Below are 23,615 nucleotides of genomic sequence, written 5' to 3'. Positions count from 1 at the left end.
AATTTTTAAAATATAATAAAAAAAAGAGATTCATACATACGTATGAATCTACAAAATATGAGTATATTCCAAAACATTTTTCCCGATTAATAAAATAGTAACTAATAAAAATAAAGTCCTTACATATCCAACACCTTTTTGAACCGCAAACTTCGATCCAAAATAAGCACCTAAAATCATTGATAAGCCCATAATTATACCGTATTCAAAATGAATCACATCTAAAAATAAAAAAGTAATTAAAGATACGATATTACTAACGAAGTTCAAAAGTTTTCCAGATGCTGCCGCTTGAATAAAATCCAAACCAATTAATAAAAATGCAAAAATTAAAAAGGATCCTGTCCCTGGTCCAAAAAATCCATCATAAAACCCTATCATTAAAATAACAAAGAAAAATATTAATGTTTTCCCTTTTGTCATCTTTTTATAGGTAGATGCACTTCCCCAATCTTTTTTCGCAATAATATAAATGGCAATAAAAACCAACATCACGAGCACTAGTGGACGCAAAATATCAGGCGGAATAAACTTTACTACTAAAGCCCCTGCGACTGCTCCAATAATAGTTAACGGGATTAACTTTCCTACAATCCGAAAATTCACCTTACCTGATCGAATAAAATAAATTGTGCTCGTAAGCGTCCCCATCGTTGCAGCTAATTTATTCGTTGCGATTGCCGAAGCTGGTGATAAACCAACAAACATAAGTGCAGGAAGCGAAATTAATCCTCCCCCTCCAACAACCGAATCAATAAAAGCAGCTAAAAACCCGAATGCAATTAATAAAATAATGACTTGAAAGCTTAGTTCTTCCATGACTTTGCCCCTTACCCCTTTATTTGTAACATTTAAAATTATAACAAAATTTTTCAAGAAAAAAAGCTGTTCCTTTATGGAACAGCTCTCATCTTTAATCTAAAATTTTCACAAATGGTTCATCTTGCTTCGCTTCACGTATAATAATTGCTTCTGGACGTTCTACAGATTTAATTGTTACTTGTACTTTCATATAATTCGGGAAGTATTCCATAACAAGTCCAGCTACATATTGTGTAAAACCAATTACTTCAGCTTTCCCATTGAATTGGACAGGAATATCGAGCTTCATTTCTTTTAATTCATCATCTCTATACATTCCAGTACCGATAACAGCTGTATAATCGCCTTGGAAATACTCACTTAACTTCGCTTTAAAGTTTGACACCCTTGCAAGGTCTTCACGTTTATTATCCGATTTCGCTTGTTCAGACGGGAATAAATAGTATTTCTCATTGATCGACTTCCAATCCTCAACTGTTTCACTGCCTTTTTCTACCTTAGCATAAGAAACAAAATTCCCTGGTACAAGCGAAGACTTTGGACCTTGACGATAAATCGCAAATGTAACCGGAATATTTTTTATTTCAGGCTTTTTTTGCTGCATTACTTTCAAGATTTCTTGGGCCATCCTTTTCCCTTCAGCTAACATTTTTACATCTGGAATTGCAGCCTCACGCGGATAACCATGCTCTTCCTCATAATATTGAACAGAATTCATCGCTAATCCAACTACAATGCCACCACGTTCAACATCGTTCTCACCTTTTCTTACATAATAATCATGCTCTAAAATATTTGAGATATACATTGGACTTTTTTTATTCTTTACTTCTAGCGATTCTGATCCTTCACTTAAGGCTGGATTCAACCCTACATTCGGAAATTTAACTGCATCTTTTTTCAACTTATCCTCTAGCTCTTTTTGTTCAGCGTCTGTACGCTTTCTTTTTACAAGCATTTGAACACTTTGAGTATCTAAAACGTCTCCGCCTTTAAAGAAATAATCTTTCGTGCTAAATGATTCTTTGGCAATACGCATTAATCCTGTTTCAAATTCATCTACATCTAGACGACTATTTAAACCTTGCACAACTAAACCACGTGCAGATCCTGCATTAAATGGAACCGTTGTCTTATAATATTCATCCGAAATGGAGTATTTCGGGATAACTGCTTGTTCTTTCGCTTTCCCCGATTTCTCAACTGCTTTTTCATCTTTATTAGAACCAATGCTACACCCACTTACAAGTAGGCTAAGACTTAATACCGCTAACGCTATTTTTTTCATCGTAAGTTTGCACCTCTTACTTATTCAGCTCTTGTAAGAACCTCTCTTCATTCCAAACTTCAACATTGTGCTTCTCTGCTTGCGCTAATTTCGAGCCTGCAGCTTCACCAGCAACAAGTAAATCCGTACTTTTACTAACACTTCCTGTTACTTTTCCACCTAATGCCTCAATTTTCTTCTTCGCTTCACTGCGGCCCATAACTTCTAATTTCCCTGTTAAGACGACAGTTTTTCCTGCGAAGTACGATTCAACATTTTGTAAATCAGCAATTTTTATACCTTTGTATGCCATGTTCACGCCATACTCTTTAAATTGTTGTAATAGCTCTAATACGTCTTCATTATCGAAATACGTTACAACGGATTGAGCCATTTTTTCACCAATCTCATTAATTGTTTTTAATTCTTCTTCCGTCGCTTTCACAAGCTCATCCATAGTTTCGAAATGCTCAGCAAATGTACGTGCCGCTTTCGCACCGACATGACGAATACCAAGACCGAATAATAATCGCTCTAATGAGTTTTCCTTAGAATTCTCAATTGCTTGGACTAAATTTGTTGCTGATTTTTCACCGAAACGTTCTAGTTCTAATAATTGCTCTTTCGTCAATGAATATAAATCAGCAAACGTACGAATATAATCCGCATCAAAGAGTTGTGTAATTACACGTTCTCCAAGTCCATCAATATTCATTGCATTTCTTGAAACGAAATGGATTAATCCTTCACGAATTTGAGCTGGGCAAGTCGGATTTATACATCGAAGTGCTACTTCTTCTTCTAAACGAACAAGTTCACTCTTACATGCTGGACAATGCGTTGGCATATGATATTCTTCTTCCTCACCAGTACGCTTATCAAAAATAACGTTCACAACTTCAGGAATGATATCTCCAGCCTTTTTCACAACAACGTAGTCACCAATTCGAATATCCTTTTCACGAATTAAATCTTCGTTATGTAAAGAAGCACGACGGACAATAGTTCCGGCTACTCGCACTTGCTCCAGCTCTGCAGTTGGTGTTACAACTCCTGTGCGGCCGACACTTAATTCAATCCCTGTTAATCTCGTCACAACTTCTTCAGCTGGGAATTTATAAGCTATTGCCCATCTTGGACTCTTCGCTGTAGTTCCTAAGCTTTCTTGAATAGCAACATCGTCTACTTTTATAACGATTCCGTCAATCTCATAATCAAGATGCGGGCGTTTTTCTTGCCACTCTTCTACATAGGCTATTACGTCTTCAATTGTTTCACATGTACGACGATTTGGATTCGTCTTAAATCCAAGCTCACCTAAGAAATCCAGTGATTCACTGTGGGATGGAATTGTTTTTTCTTCTACATTAGCAAGACCATACACAAACATAGATAAGTTACGCTTCGCTGCAATTTTCGGATCAAGTTGGCGTATCGATCCTGCTGCCGCATTACGTGGATTCGCAAATACATCTTCACCATTTTGTTCTTTCTCTTCATTCAATTTAACGAATGAACGCTTCGGCATATAAGCCTCGCCTCGTGCTTCTAACGTTACTTCTTCATTTAAACGCAGCGGGATAGCTTTAATCGTTTTTAAGTTTTGGGTAATATCTTCACCCGTTATACCATCACCACGTGTTGCTCCTTGAATGAAGCGTCCTTTTTCATAATGAAGTGAAACAGCAAGTCCGTCAATTTTTAATTCGCATATATATCTTACATTCGCATCATCAATTCCCTGATGTACTCTTCGATCAAAATCACGCAAATCTCCTTCATTAAACGCGTTTCCTAAACTTAACATTGGTGATTTATGCGTTACCTTTTCAAATATATCAAGAACAGTCCCCCCAACGCGAATGGAGGGCGAGTCTTCACTCATAAACTCTGGGTTCTCTGCTTCTAATTTTATAAGCTCCTGCATATCACGGTCATATTCCGCATCAGAAACAGAAGGATTGTCTAATACGTGATATTGATAGTTAAATGTATTTAACAAATCACGCAATTCTTCTATACGTTTTTTGGCTATCTCTTTTGACATATCCTCAGTCCTTTCCTATTGTTTCGTCACAGGTGCAAATTTTGCTAATAAACGTTTAATACCAATTGGGCTTGGGAATGCAATATCTAATTCTTTTGAATCACCTTCACCCTTTACACTTACAACTGTACCGACTCCCCACTTCTGGTGAGCTGCTTTATCGCCTATTCCCCAGCCAATTTGCTCGCCACCTGTCGTCTTAACAGCCGGACGCGCGAAAGCTGAACGAGAACGTGTTGTAGTTGCGCTTGTCGTTCTTCCTTTTGCACCAAACGAAGTTTCACGCTTCGGTGCTGTTTCGTTTAATGGTTCTACTAATTCTGCTGGAATTTCTGTAATAAATCGAGATGCTGCATTCATACTTGTTCTACCAAATAAAGTACGCATTTGAGCATTGGATAAGTATAGCTCTTCTTCTGCACGAGTAATACCTACATAGGCAAGACGACGCTCTTCTTGCATTTCATCCTCTTCCATAAGAGAACGAGTATGCGGGAATATCCCTTCCTCTAAGCCAACAATAAAGACAACTGGGAACTCTAATCCTTTTGCTGAGTGCATCGTCATTAAAATAACTTCTTCACCAGCAGTTGGATCTTCATCTACACGATCAATATCAGCAACAAGAGCTAAGTCTGTTAAGAATGCAACAAGGCTCTTATCTTCGCTTTGGGATTCAAATGTTTGTGTAACAGATAAAAACTCGTCTAAGTTTTCTAAACGACCTTCTGCTTCTAAAGAACGCTCATTTTTCAACATATCACGATAGCCTGTCTTCTCAATAACTTCTTCTACTAATTCTGTAACAGATAAATACTCTTGCATATTTACCCAGTTGTGTAATAAACTTGCGAATTCTTTTACTGCTTTTGTTATTTTTGCACTTACACCAACATGCTCAATCTCATCAAATACAGCAGTTAATGAGATTCCGTTTTGCACACCATAATTAATAATTTTATCGATAGAAGTCGCACCAATCCCGCGCTTTGGCATGTTTATAATACGTCCAAAACTAATCTCATCATCTGGATTCCCAATTAAACGTAAGTACGCCAAAATGTCTTTAATCTCTTTACGGTCGTAGAACTTAGTACCTCCGACAATTTTGTAAGGGATATTAGATTTTAGGAAAATCTCCTCAATCATACGAGACTGGGCATTTGTACGATATAACACTGCAAAATCAGTATATTTTCGGTTCCCCATTTGAATATCGTCACGAATTTTTTTCGCAACAAAATACGCTTCGTCCTTTTCGGTTGCAGCACGATAATACGAGATTTTGCTTCCAATTTGATTTTCTGTCCATAATTTCTTCGGTTTACGGTTTGAATTTTTTTCAATTACAGCATTAGCTGCATTTAAAATATTTTGTGATGAACGATAGTTTTGTTCTAACAGAATAACTTGTGCATTCTCATAGTCTTTTTCGAATGACAAAATGTTAGAAATGTCAGCCCCGCGCCAGCGGTAAATAGACTGATCCGAATCACCAACAACACAAAGGTTTTTAAAACGTGATGCCAAATGTTTAACAAGAAGGTACTGAGCTTTGTTCGTATCTTGATACTCATCAACGTGAATATATTGGAATTTACGCTGATAAAACTCTAGTACTTCTGGAACACGTTCAAATAGCTGAATCGTCGTCATAATTAAATCATCAAAGTCTAATGAGTTATTTTTCAAAAGACGTTTTTGATATTCTGTATATACATCGCTCGTTAATTTTTCATATGGATCAGCGGTTGTAATTTTTTTTGCATATTTATCTGCAGATAACAGTTCATTTTTCGCATTGCTAATACCCGCTAAAATAGAGCGCGGCTCAAACTTCTTCGGGTCAATATTGCGCTCCTTCATAATTTTTTTTACTACAGTTAACTGATCACCTGAATCTAAGATTGTAAAGTTACGATTAATACCAATGCGGTCAATATCACGTCGTAAAATACGTACGCACATAGAGTGGAACGTAGAAATCCAAATATCTTCTGCTTCTGGTCCAACAAGTTTATCAATACGCTCACGCATTTCACGAGCAGCTTTATTTGTAAAGGTAATTGCTAGTACATTCCATGGCGCCACACCTTTTTCACCAAGTAAATATGCAATACGGTGTGTTAACACACGTGTTTTCCCACTACCTGCGCCTGCCATTAATAGAAGTGCTCCATTTGTTGTTTGTACTGCTTTTTGTTGCTGCGGATTTAAACCATTTAATAACTTATCTGTCGTACTCATATGTGCCTGCACCTACTCTCCTTTTACTGCTTTAACTGTTTTTAATGCCGATTTTATATCATCATAAATAATATTTCCAACAACTACTGTATCAGCATACTGCGCCATTTCTTTCGCTTGTTCTGCATTAGAAATACCACCGCCATAATATAGCTTAGCTTGTTTCAATTCTGCTTTTACATTTTTAACAAGCTCAATGTCTCCATACGTCCCGCTATATTCTAAATAGAATATCGGTAAATGTAATAGCTTGTCTGCTAAACGCGCATATGCAATAACATCATCTTCTGTTAAATCACATTTTGCATCTGTAAGCTGGGCTACTTTCGCTTCTGGGTTTAAAACACAATACCCTTCCATGTAAATTTCGTCCCAGTCCATAATATCCCCAAATTCTTTCAATGCCTCATGATGAACACCTGTTACCCATTCTACTTTTCGGCTATTTAAAACACTTGGGATGTAATAAAAATCAAATCCTGGTGTAATTGCCTCCACATCAGAAACCTCTAACACACAAGGCACTGCATATCTACGAATGCTAACTAGCATGTGTAATACGTTATCAATTGTCACTCCATCACTTCCGCCTACAATAACAGCATCCGTTCCAGATTCACAAATCATTTCTAAATGTTCGTCACTTAACTCCTTATTTGGATCAAGCTTAAATACATGTTTCCATTTGGAAATATCGTACATGAAAACACCCTTTCTTTTCTCTAGTTATATAATTTCTGTTCAAAATAACAGTTAATTTTTATCAAGATTTTTTACATTCCTTGCTATATCTTTACCAGACTGGCGTATGCAACGATGAAATGCGACAGCTATCTTTACCGGACTTTTTGAACTTCCCTACTATATTTGTTCAAAAAGGAGGATATAGAGAGCCGAGCAGATCGAGGCGCATTCGCCAGGAGGAACGGAATGTAGTTTTTCCTACATGAGTACCGGACTGGCGTATGCAACGATGAAATGCGGCAGCTATCTTTACCGGACTTTTTGAACTTCCTTTTACGCATTCTTTCATTATAACAAAAAAAGCTACCTACACACACGCCCAATCCAACATCTTTTTCAACGTCAAATGTTGGATTACATATCAAAAAACTTATACGGAATACTAACAAATGAAATAGTATTTTCTATTTCGAAGTTAATTAAAAAGGAGTGTTTTTCTAATGAAGCAAAACATCGGCACAATTAGTGCTCTAATTCGAATTACACTCGGACTCATCCTCTTCGGTTGTAGTACAGCTAAACTCGTACGTAAACCTTGGTGCACTTGGTCTAAAGTTTTGCTATGGATTGGTGCCATGAAAATTGCGGAGGGGATCGTTCGTTTCTGCCCTATTGTTGAAGCCTGTAAGTTTGGAAAATATATGAATATGAGCGCATTTAAAATGCCTAGCATGAATTTCACTGAAAAAGGACATAATAAAGAAGAAGTTAATTCAGCTTCCAGTCATGACAAGCCAAAGGCAAAGTCAGATGGAAGTTATGACACTTCTGACAAAGAGATTGAGTCAGCGATTGAAGAATTAATCCTGGCAAAACCGCTTTGAATCATTTGTCACGATGCAAGATGCTCTCAAAGGGACTTAGCTGCTGCAGTGGGCAGCTAAGTCTTCTTTATTTTACCACGAAACAGAACGTACATTCTTGTTTTTGCCCTTAAAACGCACATAAAAGATATCAAACAATAAAATTCAGAAAATTAGGTGTAACCCTCTTGCATGTAATGATATAAAAGTGATATCATTTTTATATCAAGGAGGCGATCATATGAAAGAAAAACAAGTATTTTATGTTAATGGATTTCTCGGCGTTATTGGAATTTTAGTTTTAGCCGCTATCGGTGTATTTTGCCTTGTACAAGAAATGTTTGTAATAGCTATTTTAGCTCTCATATTAGCATCTGTTTTAGCTACAGGTATCGGTATCGTTCAACCGAATCAAGCGAAAGTTATTACGTTCTTCGGTAGTTATTTAGGAACAATTCGTCAAAATGGTTTATTTTTAACAATTCCATTCGCTTTTCGTCAAACTGTATCTTTACGTGTTGAAAACTTTAACAGTAAGAAATTAAAAGTAAACGATGTTGAGGGCAATCCAATTGAAATTGCAGCCGTTATCGTATATAAAGTTGTTGATTCCGCAAAAGCAATGTTTGGTGTTGAGCATTACGATCGATTCGTAGAAATTCAAAGTGAAACAGCAATCCGCCACGTTGCTACAAAATATCCTTATGATAATTTCCAAGATGAAACTTGCATCACGTTACGAGGAAATACTGAAGAGATCTCTGAAGAATTAAAGCGTGAGTTAGAAGCACGACTTGAAATCGCTGGCGTAGAAGTATTAGAAACTCGTTTAACACATTTAGCTTACGCAACAGAAATTGCCCATGCAATGCTCCAGCGTCAACAAGCAAAAGCAGTATTAGCTGCTAGAAAAGAGATTGTTGAAGGTGCTGTGAAGATGGCGAAAGATTCAATCCATATGTTAGATGAAGAAGGCGTACTGGAACTCGATGACGAGCGTAAAGCAAATATGGTGAACAATTTATTAGTTGCCATCGTTTCAGATAAAGGTGCGCAACCAGTTATTAATACAGGAAGCCTATACTAAAGGTTGTAAGTGATTATGGCCAAAAAGAAAAGCTTTCCATTACGTATTGATCCTGAATTACACGCAGTCATCGAAAAATGGGCGAATGATGAGTTTCGTAGCGTCAATGCACACATCGAGTATTTACTTCGAGAAATGGCAAAGCAAAAAGGGAAATTAAAAAAAGATAAAGATGCATAAAAAATCCCGCTGAGAAATCAGCGGGATTTTTTATATATTAGCTTCTCGTCATCTCATGCCCAATTGCACGATATCCTATATCACTTCGGTAAAATAAACCATCACTCTCAATTTTACCGATTTCTTTATAGACCTTATCTTTCGCTTCTTGTAAATTATTCGCCTTACAAGCAACAAATAATACACGGCCACCGTTTGTTACAAAGTCACCATGTTTCATCGCTGTACCCGCATGGAAAACTATTACATCTTGCAGTGCATCTAATCCGTTAATAATTTCACCTTTTTTATATGCTTCTGGATATCCTTTCGAAGCAAGTACGACACCAATAACTGCTTCCTTTGACCATTGTAACGTTAATTCACTTTCATCTAATACAGCGTTACATACATCAACTAAATCATTTTCTAAGCGTGGTAATACAACTTCCGTTTCAGGATCGCCAAAGCGTGCATTGAACTCAATTACCTTTGGACCATCATTCGTTAAAATAAGCCCCGCATATAAAATTCCTGTAAACGAACGATTTTCTTGGATCATCGCTTTAGCAGTTGGATGTAATACTGTTTGAATCGCTTCTTGAACCGCTGATTCCGGAATTTGTGGTACTGGGGAATATGCACCCATTCCGCCTGTATTAGGACCTTTATCAGCATCAAAAGCTCGTTTATGATCTTGAGCAATTACCATTGGATGTACGGTTGTTCCATTTACGAATGCCATTAATGAAAATTCTTGTCCATCTAGAAACTCCTCAATAACGACCTTCTTGCTTGCTTCACCGAATTTCACATCTTGCAGCATTTCTTTCACAGCTTGCAATGCCTCTTCAAGCGTCATTGCTACGGTTACACCTTTACCAGCAGCTAACCCATCTGCCTTAATTACGATCGGTGCACCAACTTTCTGAATGTACTTTACTGCCTCTTCATAGTCTGTAAAAGTTTCATATGCCGCAGTTGGAATATCATACTTTTTCATCAATTCTTTTGTAAAAGCTTTACTACCTTCAATAACAGCAGCCGCTTTATTAGGTCCAAATACACGAAGCCCCTCTTCCTTAAAGCGATCAACGATTCCATTCATAAGTGGAATTTCTGGTCCAACGAAAGTTAAGCCTACATTGTTTTCTTTTGCGAATAAGACTAATGCATCAAAATCATTCTCATCAATATCAACTGGTGTTGCAACATCTCGCATACCTTCATTACCTGGCGCTACATATACTTTTTCTACCTTTTCAGATTGTGCAAATTTCCAAACTAAAGCATGCTCACGTCCACCACGGCCGATTACTAAAACATTCATATTTCATCCCCCAATAATTAAATAAGTACAAACTAGAAGCTATGCTCCTAGTTTGTTTTCATATCAATAAAAGTTTAAAAAGGAGGATCAAGAGAACCGAGCAGGTCAAGGCGCATTTGCCAGGAGGATACGGAGTGTAGCTTTCCTACATGAGTACCGCACTGGCATTGCAACGACGACATGCGACAGTTATCTTGACCGGACTTTTTAAACAACCGTATCAATAGAAAGTTAAAAAGGAGGATCAAGAGAACCGAGCAGGTCAAGGCGCATTTGCCAGGAGGATACGGAGTGTAGCTTTCCTACATGAGTACCGCACTGGCATTGCAACGACGACATGCGACAGTTATCTTGACCGGACTTTTTAAACAACCGTATCAATAGAAAGTTAAAAAGGAGGATCAAGAGAACCGAGCAGGTCAAGGCGCATTTGCCAGGAGGATACGGAGTGTAGCTTTCCTACATGAGTACCGCACTGGCATTGCAACGACGACATGCGACAGTTATCTTGACCGGACTTTTTTAACATCCTCTATTAGTGTTTGAAATGACGTACGCCAGTGAACACCATAGTAATCCCATACGCATCTGCCATTTTAATAGAATCTTCATCACGAATCGATCCGCCTGGTTGGATGATTGCTGTAATTCCAGCTTTTGCTGCTTCTTCTACTGTATCTGGCATTGGGAAGAAAGCATCAGATGCAAGTGCGCTACCTTGTGCTTTTTCGCCAGCTTGTGTAATTGCGATTTTTGCAGAACCTACACGGTTCATCTGTCCCGCGCCTACACCAACTGTCATGTTATCATTCGCTAAAACAATTGCATTTGATTTCACATGTTTTACAACTTTCCAAGCTAGTTTTAAATCTTTCCATTCTTGCTCTGATGGTTCACGTTTCGTTGGAATTGAAATTGCGTCCTCATCTAATGATAACGTATCTTCTTCTTGAACAAGAAGACCACCTTGTACAGAAGTTAGTTTTTTGCTTGCACTTGTCGCTTTTTCAATATTTACAGTTAGTAAGCGTAAGTTCTTCTTACTTTGCAACACTTCTAAAGCTTCTTGCGAGAACGAAGGAGCGATAACAATTTCTAAGAAAATTTCGTGTAACTTTTCTGCTGTAGCTTTATCAATTTCACGATTTGCTGCAATAATACCGCCGAAGATTGATACTGGATCCGCTTCATAAGCACGAGTATATGCTTCGTGAATATCAGTTCCTACTCCAACACCACATGGATTCATATGTTTTACCGCTACTACTGCTGGTTCTGTAAATTCTTTCACGATGCTAAGTGCTGCATCCGCATCGTTGATATTGTTATAAGATAATTCTTTACCGTGTAATTGTTCTGCGTATGCAACAGAAGAAGTTGCTGCGAATGGCGCTTTATAGAATGTCGCTTTTTGATGTGGATTTTCGCCATAGCGTAAATCTTGTTTTTTCTCAAATGTCACCGTTACTGTTTCAGGGCTTTCTTCGCCCATTTGCTCTGTTAAGTAGTTAGAAATTAACGCATCATATGCCGCTGTATGACGGAATACTTTCGCTGCTAATTTACGTTTCGTTTCCTCTGTTACTTCACCGTTCTCTTTCAGTTCTGCTAATACAACATCATAATCTACTGGATCTACAATTACCGATACAAATTTATGATTTTTCGCAGCAGAGCGAATCATTGTTGGGCCACCGATATCAATATTTTCAATTGCATCAGCAAATGTTACATCAGGCTTAGCGATTGTTTCTTTAAATGGGTATAAGTTAACAACAACAAAATCAATTGGTTGAATACCTAATTCATTCATTTGCGCTACATGCATTTCATTATCACGAACTGCTAATAGACCACCATGAATATTTGGATGTAATGTTTTTACACGACCATCCATAATTTCTGGGAAACCAGTTACTTCAGAAATACCAATTACTTGCAAGCCGTTTTCTTCTAATAATTTTTTCGTACCGCCTGTTGAAATAACTTCAATCCCTTGTTCAAGTAAACCTTTAACAAATTCTACTACTCCTGTTTTATCTGAAACACTTACTAATGCACGCTTTTTCATTTATCCTTCACCCCTGGTTGTATGTTAGTTAACAGTTGGTTTTTTCACAGACTGAACAATTTGATTCACTGTATTTACGTATAATTTATGTTCAACTTGTTGAATTTTCTTTTGTAAGCTTTCTCTCGTATCCCCTTCAGAAACAACTACTGCTTCTTGCGCAATAATTGGACCTGTATCCATACCTGCATCTACATAGTGAATCGTTACTCCGGTTACTTTCACACCCGCTTCTAACGCTTGACCAACAGCATCTTTCCCTGGAAAACTCGGTAGTAGTGATGGATGAATATTAATAATTTTCCCGCCGTACGCTTCTAGTAAAGTCGTTCCAATTAAACGCATATATCCAGCTAAAATAACATAATCAATTTCATACTCTTCTAGCTTTTTTAATATCTCTTTTTCAAATGCTTCTTTTGACTCATATGCTTTCGCTGAAAAGGAAAAACACGGAATATGGTGATAATGTGCCCGTCCAATAGCGCGTGCCTCTGGTTTATCACATACTAATAAACTAATATCTGCATCCAATATTTTGTCTTCTACCGCATTAATGAGAGATTGAAAGTTAGAGCCGCTCCCAGAAGCAAAAACTGCTAATCTACTCATACTTCTGTTCCCTCAATAAAGGTAACACCAGACCCTTGTACAGTGTGTCCAATAATATGAGCTTTCTCGCCTTGTTCCTCAAGAAGACGAACAATATCTTTTGCCTCTTCTTCCTTTACTGCTACTACCATACCAATACCCATGTTAAAAATATTGAACATTTCTTTCTCTTCTAGTTTTCCAACTTCTTGAAGTAAACTGAAGATCGGTTGAACTTGCCAAGATCCTAATTCAATTTCCGCACCGATTCCTTCTGGCAACATACGTGGAATATTTTCAATGAACCCGCCACCTGTAATATGCGCCATACCGTATACTTCATGTTTCTTCAATAGTTCTAAAATAGGTTTGACATAAATTTTCGTTGGTTTTAATAATTCTTCACCAAGAGGTAGTTCTAGGCGGCCGTAAATACGGTCTAAAGATAGTTCTCCATCTTCTAGTAATACTTTTCGTACTAAAGAATAACCGTTACTATGAATACCGCTAGATGCTAAGCCAATTAATACGTGACCAGCTTCAATTTTTTCACCTGTTACAATTTTCTTTTTATCAACAATTCCAACTGTAAAACCAGCTAAATCGTATTCTTCCGTAGAATACATTCCTGGCATTTCAGCTGTTTCTCCACCAATTAATGCACAACCAGCTTGGCGACAGCCCTCTGATATACCTTTGACGATGTTTTCAATTTTACTAGGTTCAGCTTTACCACAAGCAATATAATCAAGGAAGAAAAGCGGCTCTGCTCCTTGGACAACAATATCATTTACACACATTGCTACTGCATCAATACCAATTGTGTCATGTTTATCTGCCATAAAAGCGAGCATCAATTTCGTTCCCACGCCATCTGTTCCAGATACTAATACAGGTTCTTCTAATGCAAATTTTGATAGATCAAACATACCTCCAAAACCGCCTAAACCGCCTAGCACTTCTTTTCTCATTGTTGTTTGTACGTGTTTTTTCATGCGAGATACCGCTTCATATCCAGCTTCAATATCTACTCCTGCTTGCTTATATGCATTCGCCATCGTTATTTACACCTCGTCTTTTAATTTCTCCCCATCCAGGGCGGCCGTTTTAAGAAAGAAGCTAGCTTCTACATCAAAAGAAGTAGAAGCTTTTTTCTTCTTATTTCATACTTTCTAAAAGCTCTTGCTCATAATCATAAAGAGCTGTTGGATAGTCTCCATTGAAGTAAGCCATACATAGACCACCGTATTTCCCTTCATATGGGCGTCCAATTGCATCTACTAATCCATCTTCACTTAAAAATGTTAGTGAATCTGCTCCGATGATTTGACGGATTTCTTCTATTGAATTATTTGCTGCGATTAATTCTTTTCTCGTTTGAATATCAATGCCATAGAAACATGGATACTTAAGAGGTGGTGAAGCAATTCTTACATGGACTTCTGTCGCTCCAGCCTCGCGAAGCATACGAACAATTCGTTTACTTGTCGTTCCTCTTACGATAGAATCGTCAATCATAACAACTCGTTTTCCTTCAACTACGCCTCTTACTGCTGAAAGCTTCATCTTAACCCCTTGCTCACGCAGTTCTTGAGAAGGTTGAATAAACGTACGTCCAACGTAACGATTTTTAATTAACCCTAACTCATATGGAATTCCTGTCGCCTCCGCATAACCAATTGCTGCTGAAATACTAGAGTCTGGTACACCAGTAACAACATCAGCTTCAATAGGAGCTTCCGCCGCTAAACGTTTCCCCATGTTTTTACGTGCTGCATGAACATTAATACCAGCTATATTAGAATCTGGACGTGCAAAGTAAATGTATTCCATACTGCAAATCGCGTGGTCTACTTCATTTGTAAAACGATCTACGTGAATTCCTTCATCATTGATAATAAGCAATTCACCAGGTTCTACATCACGAATGTATGTTGCACCAACTACATCGAAAGCACATGTTTCCGATGCTACAACGTAAGCATCCCCCATCTTTCCAATTGAAAGAGGACGGAATCCATTTGGATCTAGCGCAACGATCATTTCATTTCCAGTTAGTAAAAGATATGCAAACGCACCTTTCACTTTATTTAGAGCCTCTTTTACACTATCAATTAAAGAATCTTTTGTACTACGCTTAATGAGGTGTAAAAGTACTTCTGTATCTGAACTTGTTTGAAAAATACTTCCCTCTGCCTCTAATTCACGACGAAGCATTTTTGCATTAATTAAATTTCCGTTATGAGCTAAAGCCATGCTATGATCGGAAAAACGGAATAATAATGGTTGAACGTTAGCAACTTCACTTCCACCAGCTGTTGCATATCGTACGTGTCCAATTGCTGATTTCCCGTTTAATCCCTCTAGCTCACCTCTTGAAAACACTTCTGATATTAAACCTAACCCCTTGTGACCGATGATTTTTTCCCCATTATTTACTACAATGCCTGCGCCCTCTTGCCCACGGTGCTGCAAACTGTGCAATCCGTAGTACGAAACTTGTGCTGCATTTTCATGCCCCCAAATTCCAAAAACGCCACATTCTTCATTTAACCCCTTTATTTCAGCAAGCATGGGATTGCCCCTTTCCAAGCCTTTCTCATTTCATCTACATTTGCTGTAAGTAATACTTCATTTTCTTCATTATGAATTGTTACTTCATTTGTATTTGTCACTTCTCCAACTTGAATTGCTTCAACCACTTTCTCAAGTGCTTCTTTATTTTCACGTTTTACAGTTATAACGAAACGCGATTGTGATTCTGCAAATAATACTGCTGTTGCTTCTCCGTCTAATTTCACAGTAGCACCTAAACCGTTAGCACCAATTGCACTTTCAGTAATTGCAACTGCTAAACCACCTTCTGCAACATCATGTGCAGATTGAACAAGGCCAGCTTGAATTGCTGCTAGTACTTGCTTTTGGCGTTTTAATTCTACATCTAGATCGATGCTTGGTGATTGACCGAAAATTTTTCCGTAGATCATTTTCTGTAATTCACTTCCACCAAACTCAGCTTTCGTCTCTCCAATTACATAAACTAAATCGCCAGCTTGTTTAAATTCTTGTGTTGTTACGTGTTTTAAATCGTGTACAAGTCCAACCATCCCAACAGTTGGTGTTGGATATACAGCTTCACCACTACGCTCGTTATACATTGATACATTCCCGCCGATAACTGGCGTTTGTAACTTGCGGCAAGCTTCACTCATACCGTCTACTGATTTCTCAATTTGCCAGAAGATCTCTGGTTTTTCTGGGTTACCGAAGTTTAAGCAATCTGTAATTGCAAGTGGCTCCCCGCCAGAACATACGATATTACGTGCTGCCTCTGCTACTGCAATTTTACCGCCCACTTCTGGATCTAAATAAATGTAGCGAGAGTTACAATCTGTCGTCATTGCTAATCCTTTTTCTGTACCGCGTACACGTATAACCGCTGCATCTGAACCTGGTGTAACGATTGTGCTAGTGCGCACTTGATAATCATATTGATCATATACCCACTCTTTACTTGCAATCGTTGGTTGTTGTAATAAAGATAATAACGTTTCTTTATAATCTTCTACTTTTGGTGTTTCCATTTTCATCTGCTGGAACTCAGCAAAGTATGCTGCTTCTTTTGACGGTTTATGATAAATTGGTGCTTCTTCTGCAAGAGCATCCGCTGGTACTTCAGCTACCATTTCGTCTTTATGGAATAGGCGAAGCATTTTATCTTCAGTTACTTTCCCCATCGTAACTGCTGCAAGACCATACTTTTCAAATAAATCTACTATTTCTTGCTCTCTACCTTTTTTCACAACGATTAACATACGCTCTTGTGATTCAGATAACATCATTTCATATGGAGTCATTCCAGTTTCACGCTGCGGTACATCATCTAAGTACATTTCAATACCCATACCTGCTTTACTTGCCATTTCTGCAGAAGATGATGTTAAACCAGCAGCTCCCATATCTTGAATTCCAACAAGTGCATCAGACTGAATAAGTTCTAAACATGCTTCAATAAGAAGTTTCTCCATAAATGGATCCCCTACTTGAACTGCCGGACGCTTCGCTTCTGAGCTTTCAGATAACTCTTCAGATGCGAATGTTGCACCGTGAATACCATCACGACCAGTTGATGCTCCTACGTACATTACTGTATTACCAGCACCATGTGCTTGCCCTTTTTTTATATCTTCATGATTAATTAGGCCTACACACATTGCATTTACAAGTGGATTTCCTTCATAACATGGATCAAACTGCACTTCTCCACCAACAGTAGGAATACCAATGCAGTTACCGTATCCTGCGATTCCTGCTACTACTTCTTCAAATAAATATTTCACGCGTGGTGATTGTAATTCACCGAAGCGAAGTGAGTTTAATAGAGCTACCGGACGTGCTCCCATAGAGAATACATCGCGAATAATACCACCGACACCTGTCGCTGCCCCTTGATATGGCTCAATTGCAGAAGGATGGTTATGACTTTCCATTTTAAATACAACCGCTTGATTATCACCGATATCTACAATTCCAGCGCCTTCTCCAGGTCCTTGTAAGACACGCTCACCTGTCGTTGGAAACTTACGAAGAACTGGCTTTGAATTTTTATAACTACAATGTTCAGACCACATAACAGAGAATAGTCCCGTTTCTGTATAATTCGGCAAACGGCCTAAAATCTTTTCAACCATGGCAAACTCTTCGTCTGTTAGCCCCATTTCCGCATATATACGTTCTTCTTTAATTTGTGTTGGATTTGGCTCAAGCATTAACGACATATGTTTCCCTCCACTGTTTTAAGATAGATTGAAAGACTTTTAACCCTTCAGCACCGCCAAGTAATTCATCTACAGCACGCTCTGGGTGTGGCATCATACCAAGAACATTTCCTTTTTCATTTACAATACCTGCAATATCTGAAACGCTTCCATTCGGATTTTCTACGTAACGGAATGCGATTTGATTATTCTCTTCTAATTGTTTAAGAGTTGCTTCATCACAATAGTAATTCCCCTCACCATGTGCAATTGGAATATTGATTACTTCATTTTTTTCATATTGTGATGTAAACATAGTTTCATTATTTTCAACACGTAACTGAACCGTACGGCACATAAACTTTAAGTTTTCGTTTCTCATTAATGCTCCTGGTAGTAATCCTGATTCAACAAGAATCTGGAATCCATTACACACTCCTAAAATTGGCTTTCCTTGCTCAGCAGCTTTTTGCACTGCTTTCATTGCGTTAGCAAAGCGAGAAATAGCACCACAACGTAAATAGTCACCGTAAGAGAATCCACCTGGTAGTAAAATTGCATCATATTCATCTAAATTCTCTCTATCGTGCCAAACGTAATCTACTTCTTCACCAAGCTCATCTTTAATTGCATGGAACATATCGACATCACAGTTCGAACCTGGGAATACTATGACTGCAAATTTCACTGTGCGACAACCTCCTCAACTTCATAACGGAAGTCTTCCATTACAACGTTTGCTAATAATTTTTCACACATTTCTTTTACCTTGCTATCCAGATCAGATACTGATTTATCAATTGTTAATTCCATATATTTTCCGATTCGAACGTCTTGTACTTCTGTAAATGAAAGACTATGAAGCGCTCCCTTTACCGCAGTTCCTTGTGGATCTAATACACTTTCTCTTAACGTTACATATACCTTAACTTTATACATGTGAAGCTCCCCCTAAACGTTTTAAAATTTCTTCATATGCTTCTGTTAAATTCCCAAGATCACGACGGAATACATCTTTATCAAATTTTTCATTGCTCGTTTCATCCCATAAACGGCAAGTATCTGGTGAAATTTCATCTGCTAATATGATTTCCCCTTCTTCTGTTACGCCAAACTCTAATTTAAAATCTACTAATCTTACACGACAGCTTGCGAAATGCTCAATCATCACTTGATTGATTTGTAGAGCTGCATCTCGTAATACGCTTACTTGCTCTGGTGTTGCAACATTTAACAAACGAATATGATCTTCCGTTACAAGTGGATCTCCTAAATCATCATCTTTGTAGTAAAATTCTACGATTGGTGTTGTAAGAGCAGTTCCTTCTTCCATTCCTAGTCTTTTTGAAAGACTACCTGCAATTACGTTTCTTGTGACAACTTCTAATGGAATAATACTCACCTTTTTGACAAGTTGTTCTGTATCAGATAACTTCTCCACAAAGTGTGTTTTAATTCCAACTTCTTGTAACTTTCTGAACAATAAAGTTGTAATCTCATTGTTCAAACGACCTTTTCCTGTAATTGTCGCTTTTTTCTCCCCATTGAAAGCAGTCGCACTATCTTTGTACTCTACCCAAACCATATCTGCTGCTTCTGTACGATAAATTCTTTTTGCCTTACCTTCATACAGCAATTCTAGCTTTTGCATTTCGCAAGCCCCCTGTAGTTTGAAAAATGTGAATAATATTTTTATAAAGAATGGCACAGAATGACTCTATTCTGTGCCATATGAAATTTTACGCTTCGTTTAATCCAAGGCGTTCAAAGATTGTATCAACGTGTTGCATATGATGTTCATAATTGAAACATTCGTTAATTTCTTCTTGCGTTAACTTACTTGTAATACGCTCGTCAGATTCTACAAGCTCTTTAAATTGTACTTGTGTTTCCCAAGCTTCCATTGCTTTAGGCTGTACGATATCATAAGCTTCTTCACGTACCAGACCTTTGTCAATTAGTGTAAGCATTACGCGCTGAGAGTAAATTAAGCCGTATGTTCTTGTCATATTGCGTTTCATATTCTCTGGGAATACAGTTAAGTTTTTAACGATATTACCAAAGCGATTTAACATGTAATTTAACGCGATTGTAGCATCTGGTAAAATTACGCGTTCTGCAGAAGAGTGAGAGATATCACGCTCATGCCATAACGGAACATTCTCGTAAGCTGTCATCATATAACCGCGGATAACACGAGCTAAACCAGTCATATTTTCAGATCCAATTGGATTACGTTTATGCGGCATTGCAGAAGAACCTTTTTGACCTTTTGCGAAAGCCTCTTCAACTTCACGTGTTTCACTCTTTTGTAAACCACGAATCTCAACTGCCATCTTTTCAACAGATGTTGCGATTAGTGCAAGTGTTGACATGTAATGTGCATGACGATCACGTTGCAATGTTTGTGTTGAAATTGGTGCTGCTTCTAATCCTAAGTTTTCACAAACATACTTTTCTACGAATGGATCAATATTTGCATATGTACCAACCGCACCAGATAACTTACCAACGCGAACTGTATCAGCAGCTTGTTTGAAACGCTCTACGTTACGTTTCATTTCTTCATACCAAAGACCAAGTTTTAAACCAAATGTTGTTGGCTCTGCATGTACACCGTGTGTTCTTCCCATCATAATCGTGTATTTATGCTCTTTCGCTTTATTAGCTAAAATGCTAACAAAGTTTTCTAAGTCTTTTAACAAGATTTCATTTGCTTGTTTTAAGATATAAGATAACGCTGTATCTACTACGTCTGTAGATGTTAAACCGTAATGAACCCATTTACGTTCCTCGCCTAATGTTGGTGTTTCTGATACAGCACGAGTGAAAGCAACTACGTCATGACGTGTTTCTTTTTCAATTTCATAAATACGATCAATATCAAATGTTGCATGTTCACGAATTTTTTTCACATCTTCTTTTGGAATATCGCCAAGCTCAGCCCATGCTTCACACGCTAAAATCTCAACTTCTAACCACGCTTTAAATTTGTTCTCTTCCGTCCAAATCGCACCCATTTCAGGGCGTGTATAACGATTAATCATCTTTTTCCCTCCAACAGTTGTTCTTGATGGTCCCAAATATGCAAACTCTTCGCTTTTTCTAGAGCGACTTCAATATTATCATTTAAAATATTAACATGCCCCATTTTTCGCTGCGCTTTTGCTTCTTCTTTTCCATACATGTGTAAATAGCACCCGGTTAGTCTATTCACTTGTCCTAGGACCCCTTCTATATGTTCGCCTAAAATGTTTACCATGACAACTGGTTTTAACAAATTTGTTTCTCCAAGAGGTAAATTACAGATTGCTCGAATATGTTGACCAAATTGACTCGTTTCACATGCATCCTGTGTATAGTGTCCTGAATTGTGAGGTCTTGGTGCTAATTCATTAATGTAAATCTCACCATCAGCTGTAGCAAACATCTCTACCGCTAGTGTTCCCACAAGTTCTAGTTCATCCGCAAGTACCTTTGCGTAAGCAATTGCTTTTTGAGAAAGTTCTTCTGTAATGCGGGCTGGAACGATAGATTCATGCAAAATGTTATTTACATGAATATTTTCCGCTACCGGAAATACTTTCGTTTCACCACTTACACTACGAATTACAATAACTGATACTTCTTTTTCAAAAGGCACCCATTTTTCTAGAATGCACTCTGCTTTATTAGTAAGTTCTTTTGCTCTCACAACATCAGCTTCACTCTTTAAAACCACTTGCCCTTTACCATCGTATCCACCTGTCGTTGTTTTTAAGACAGAAGGGAAAGATAACTCTTTAATTGCTTCTGTAAGTTGATCTTGATTTTGAACCAATCTATACGATGCTACTGGTAACCCAGCTTTTTCAATTGCATTCTTTTCTGTAAAACGATTTTGCGTTTGATTTAACAACTGACTACCTTGTGGTAAGTAAGCATGTTTTTCAAGCCATTGTAAACATCTATAATCAATATTCTCAAATTCATATGTGACAACGTCGCTTATCTCTGCTAAATGCTGAATTGCTTTTAGATCGTCATATGGTGCAATAACTTCAACATCAGCAACTTGTGCACATGGTGAATGCTTTGTAGGATCTAAAACAGCAATTTTATAGCCCATCTCCTTAGCTGCCAGCGCCATCATTCTTCCAAGCTGGCCGCCTCCAATAATGCCGATTGTTTTTCCAGGTAAGATGATTCTCGTCATACTAGCTCACTACCTTCACGCACAGTTTTCTCAATAGCTTCTCGTCTCAACTCTAATGCATCATGTATGTCATCATGAAATGATCCAAGTATTTGTGCAGCAAGCAATCCAGCATTTGTTGAACCAGCCTTACCAATTGCAACAGTTGCGACTGGAACCCCTCCTGGCATTTGGACAATGGATAATAATGAATCTAGGCCGTTTAACGCTTTTGATTGAACTGGGACACCGATTACAGGAAGATTTGTCTTCGCTGCAACCATTCCTGGTAAATGCGCTGCTCCACCGGCTCCAGCAATAATAACTTTTAATCCACGTTCACGAGCTGTTTCTGCATATTCAAACATATAATCCGGAGTCCGATGAGCGGATACAACTTTTTTCTCATACGGTATATTTAATTCATCTAAAATGTCACAAGCATATTTCATTGTTTCCCAGTCTGACGTGCTTCCCATTATGACTCCAACTAGTGATTTCATATTAGAATCCCCCCGATTCAAATAAAAAAAGCCTGAAATAGAACAGTTTCTCTTTTACTATGAGAGAAAGTGCTCTACTCAGGCATACGTATCCCTTGTGAATAGAAAAATACCGAGTGACTTTCCCTCATAGTCTAACGAATAACGGTCGTTAGGTAGAGACTTGCAGGCCATATCCCCGCGATTATATGAGGTCTTATATATTATTGTTTCTATGGCTATATTAACAATATTTCATAAACAATGTCAATAAATAATCGAATGTTTTTTTATTAGTCATTGATAACGTTCGTGTTTTAGTTATATTCAAAAGAAGAATTGCAACTATATGCAAGAAGGAAAGGGAATTAGAATATATATTTCTAGAGATCTATTTTACGTATAACTATTTATATAATACTTCAGTATGTTTTAATCAATATGTATACTCTCTTGTGTTCTATACATCGATAGAACCTATATTATAACGATTTAATTTCAAAGGAGGAATAACCGTGAAAAAAAATAACTGTGCTATTATCCTATTTTTTTCTCTATCGCAGTAATTGCTGTAATTATTGAATGCTTATTTCTATCATCCCATTTTTTCTACTCTCATTATTATGATAGAAATAATCTTTTCTATTCTTAGGGATTATTTTAGGAGCATTCGAAAAATCCGGAGCACAAAAAATCATTACCATTATTTTAAACTGCCTCTATTTCATTCTTTCTTCGTCTTTAGGATTATTAAATTTATGGATTTTAACCTTCGGTAAATAAAAATAAACACAAAAAAACCTAAGTCGAAACGACTTAGGTTTTTGCTTGGCGACGTCCTACTCTCACAGGGACAAGGTCCCAACTACCATCGGCGCTAGAGAGCTTAACTTCCGTGTTCGGTATGGGAACGGGTGTGACCTCTCTGCCATCATCACCAAACTATGAAGGTATATTCCTTCAAAACTAGATAACATTTGCTTCATATTATATGGTTAAGTCCTCGATCTATTAGTATTCGTCAGCTCCACATG

20 protein-coding genes, 1 rRNA gene and 1 riboswitch are annotated in these 23,615 nt (G+C 37.7%); of the genes, 3 read left to right on the top strand and 18 right to left on the bottom strand.

The window, feature by feature from the left end; translation table 11 throughout:
• Positions 1–48: 48 nt before the first annotated feature.
• The 5 genes from CQ058_RS18030 to pcrB all read right to left on the bottom strand — a co-directional run bounded on the left by CQ058_RS18030 (position 49) and on the right by pcrB (position 7,085).
• Entirely contained in the window at positions 49–819 is a 771-nt protein-coding gene (locus tag CQ058_RS18030) for a TSUP family transporter (RefSeq protein ID WP_002191771.1), read from the bottom strand.
• 94 nt (positions 820–913) lie between these two features.
• Entirely contained in the window at positions 914–2,110 is a 1,197-nt protein-coding gene (locus tag CQ058_RS18025) for a CamS family sex pheromone protein (protein WP_105589919.1), read from the bottom strand.
• Between the two features lie 16 nt (positions 2,111–2,126).
• Entirely contained in the window at positions 2,127–4,136 is a 2,010-nt protein-coding gene (gene ligA, locus CQ058_RS18020) for an NAD-dependent DNA ligase LigA (RefSeq protein ID WP_105589918.1), read from the bottom strand.
• A 15-nt stretch (positions 4,137–4,151) separates the two neighbouring features.
• Positions 4,152–6,383 carry a DNA helicase PcrA gene (gene pcrA / locus CQ058_RS18015; protein WP_002010031.1) on the bottom strand — a complete coding sequence of 744 codons (2,232 nt, stop codon included), beginning with the start codon at positions 6,381–6,383 and terminating at the stop codon, positions 4,152–4,154.
• A 12-nt stretch (positions 6,384–6,395) separates the two neighbouring features.
• Positions 6,396–7,085, bottom strand: coding sequence for a heptaprenylglyceryl phosphate synthase (gene pcrB, locus CQ058_RS18010; protein ID WP_002124878.1), 690 nt, complete (start codon positions 7,083–7,085; stop codon positions 6,396–6,398).
• A gap of 482 nt (positions 7,086–7,567) precedes the next feature.
• On the opposite strand from pcrB, the gene CQ058_RS18005 reads away from it, so the two are divergent.
• The 3 genes from CQ058_RS18005 to CQ058_RS17995 all read left to right on the top strand — a co-directional run bounded on the left by CQ058_RS18005 (position 7,568) and on the right by CQ058_RS17995 (position 9,197).
• Entirely contained in the window at positions 7,568–7,951 is a 384-nt protein-coding gene (locus CQ058_RS18005; RefSeq protein WP_002167052.1) for a YgaP family membrane protein, read from the top strand.
• A gap of 220 nt (positions 7,952–8,171) precedes the next feature.
• Positions 8,172–9,017: an SPFH domain-containing protein gene (locus CQ058_RS18000; protein WP_002063557.1), complete on the top strand. Its 846-nt coding sequence runs from the start codon at positions 8,172–8,174 to the stop codon at positions 9,015–9,017.
• Positions 9,018–9,032: 15 nt separating this feature from the next.
• Positions 9,033–9,197 carry a type II toxin-antitoxin system antitoxin gene (locus CQ058_RS17995; RefSeq protein WP_001085171.1) on the top strand — a complete coding sequence of 55 codons (165 nt, stop codon included), beginning with the start codon at positions 9,033–9,035 and terminating at the stop codon, positions 9,195–9,197.
• Between the two features lie 37 nt (positions 9,198–9,234).
• On the opposite strand, the gene purD is transcribed toward CQ058_RS17995, so the two are convergent.
• From purD to rrf, 13 genes are all read right to left on the bottom strand, one after another.
• Complete coding sequence (gene purD, locus CQ058_RS17990; RefSeq protein ID WP_078175978.1) at positions 9,235–10,506, bottom strand: phosphoribosylamine--glycine ligase; 1,272 nt, start codon at positions 10,504–10,506, stop codon at positions 9,235–9,237.
• Positions 10,507–11,041: 535 nt separating this feature from the next.
• Positions 11,042–12,577: a bifunctional phosphoribosylaminoimidazolecarboxamide formyltransferase/IMP cyclohydrolase gene (gene purH, locus CQ058_RS17980; RefSeq protein ID WP_002167054.1), complete on the bottom strand. Its 1,536-nt coding sequence runs from the start codon at positions 12,575–12,577 to the stop codon at positions 11,042–11,044.
• Positions 12,578–12,601: 24 nt separating this feature from the next.
• Positions 12,602–13,189 (bottom strand): phosphoribosylglycinamide formyltransferase, encoded by a 588-nt coding sequence (gene purN / locus CQ058_RS17975; protein WP_002124872.1) that lies wholly within the window; start codon positions 13,187–13,189, stop codon positions 12,602–12,604.
• Positions 13,186–14,226: a phosphoribosylformylglycinamidine cyclo-ligase gene (gene purM, locus CQ058_RS17970; RefSeq protein WP_002010019.1), complete on the bottom strand. Its 1,041-nt coding sequence runs from the start codon at positions 14,224–14,226 to the stop codon at positions 13,186–13,188. Before purM ends, purN begins: the two co-directional genes overlap by 4 nt.
• Positions 14,227–14,326: 100 nt before the next feature.
• Positions 14,327–15,742, bottom strand: coding sequence for an amidophosphoribosyltransferase (gene purF / locus CQ058_RS17965; RefSeq protein ID WP_002124870.1), 1,416 nt, complete (start codon positions 15,740–15,742; stop codon positions 14,327–14,329).
• On the bottom strand, positions 15,727–17,946 hold the full coding sequence (gene purL / locus CQ058_RS17960) for a phosphoribosylformylglycinamidine synthase II (RefSeq protein ID WP_002191767.1): 2,220 nt from the start codon (positions 17,944–17,946) through the stop codon (positions 15,727–15,729). The genes purF and purL overlap by 16 nt, the downstream gene beginning before the upstream one ends.
• The gene (gene purQ, locus CQ058_RS17955; protein ID WP_002140189.1) at positions 17,930–18,613 is read right to left on the bottom strand and encodes a phosphoribosylformylglycinamidine synthase subunit PurQ; all 684 of its coding nucleotides are present in this window, start codon (positions 18,611–18,613) and stop codon (positions 17,930–17,932) included. Before purQ ends, purL begins: the two co-directional genes overlap by 17 nt.
• A complete protein-coding gene (purS, locus tag CQ058_RS17950; protein ID WP_000278823.1) occupies positions 18,610–18,864 on the bottom strand; it encodes a phosphoribosylformylglycinamidine synthase subunit PurS in 255 nt (84 codons plus the stop codon). Before purS ends, purQ begins: the two co-directional genes overlap by 4 nt.
• A complete protein-coding gene (purC, locus tag CQ058_RS17945; protein WP_002029482.1) occupies positions 18,857–19,576 on the bottom strand; it encodes a phosphoribosylaminoimidazolesuccinocarboxamide synthase in 720 nt (239 codons plus the stop codon). The genes purS and purC overlap by 8 nt, the downstream gene beginning before the upstream one ends.
• A gap of 88 nt (positions 19,577–19,664) precedes the next feature.
• Positions 19,665–20,972 carry an adenylosuccinate lyase gene (purB, locus tag CQ058_RS17940; protein WP_002124866.1) on the bottom strand — a complete coding sequence of 436 codons (1,308 nt, stop codon included), beginning with the start codon at positions 20,970–20,972 and terminating at the stop codon, positions 19,665–19,667.
• Positions 20,969–22,120, bottom strand: coding sequence for a 5-(carboxyamino)imidazole ribonucleotide synthase (gene purK, locus CQ058_RS17935; RefSeq protein WP_002191766.1), 1,152 nt, complete (start codon positions 22,118–22,120; stop codon positions 20,969–20,971). Before purK ends, purB begins: the two co-directional genes overlap by 4 nt.
• Positions 22,117–22,602 carry a 5-(carboxyamino)imidazole ribonucleotide mutase gene (gene purE, locus CQ058_RS17930; protein ID WP_002010008.1) on the bottom strand — a complete coding sequence of 162 codons (486 nt, stop codon included), beginning with the start codon at positions 22,600–22,602 and terminating at the stop codon, positions 22,117–22,119. The genes purK and purE overlap by 4 nt, the downstream gene beginning before the upstream one ends.
• A 110-nt stretch (positions 22,603–22,712) precedes the next feature.
• Positions 22,713–22,814: riboswitch (purine riboswitch) on the bottom strand.
• A 593-nt stretch (positions 22,815–23,407) separates the two neighbouring features.
• Positions 23,408–23,523, bottom strand: a 5S ribosomal RNA gene (gene rrf / locus CQ058_RS17925).
• Between the last annotated feature and the right edge of the window lie 92 nt (positions 23,524–23,615).

This window comes from Bacillus sp. MYb56, from assembly GCF_002976445.1.
Lineage (GTDB): Bacteria > Bacillota > Bacilli > Bacillales > Bacillaceae_G > Bacillus_A > Bacillus_A mycoides.
This window is presented reverse-complemented; position numbering and strand designations above follow the sequence as displayed.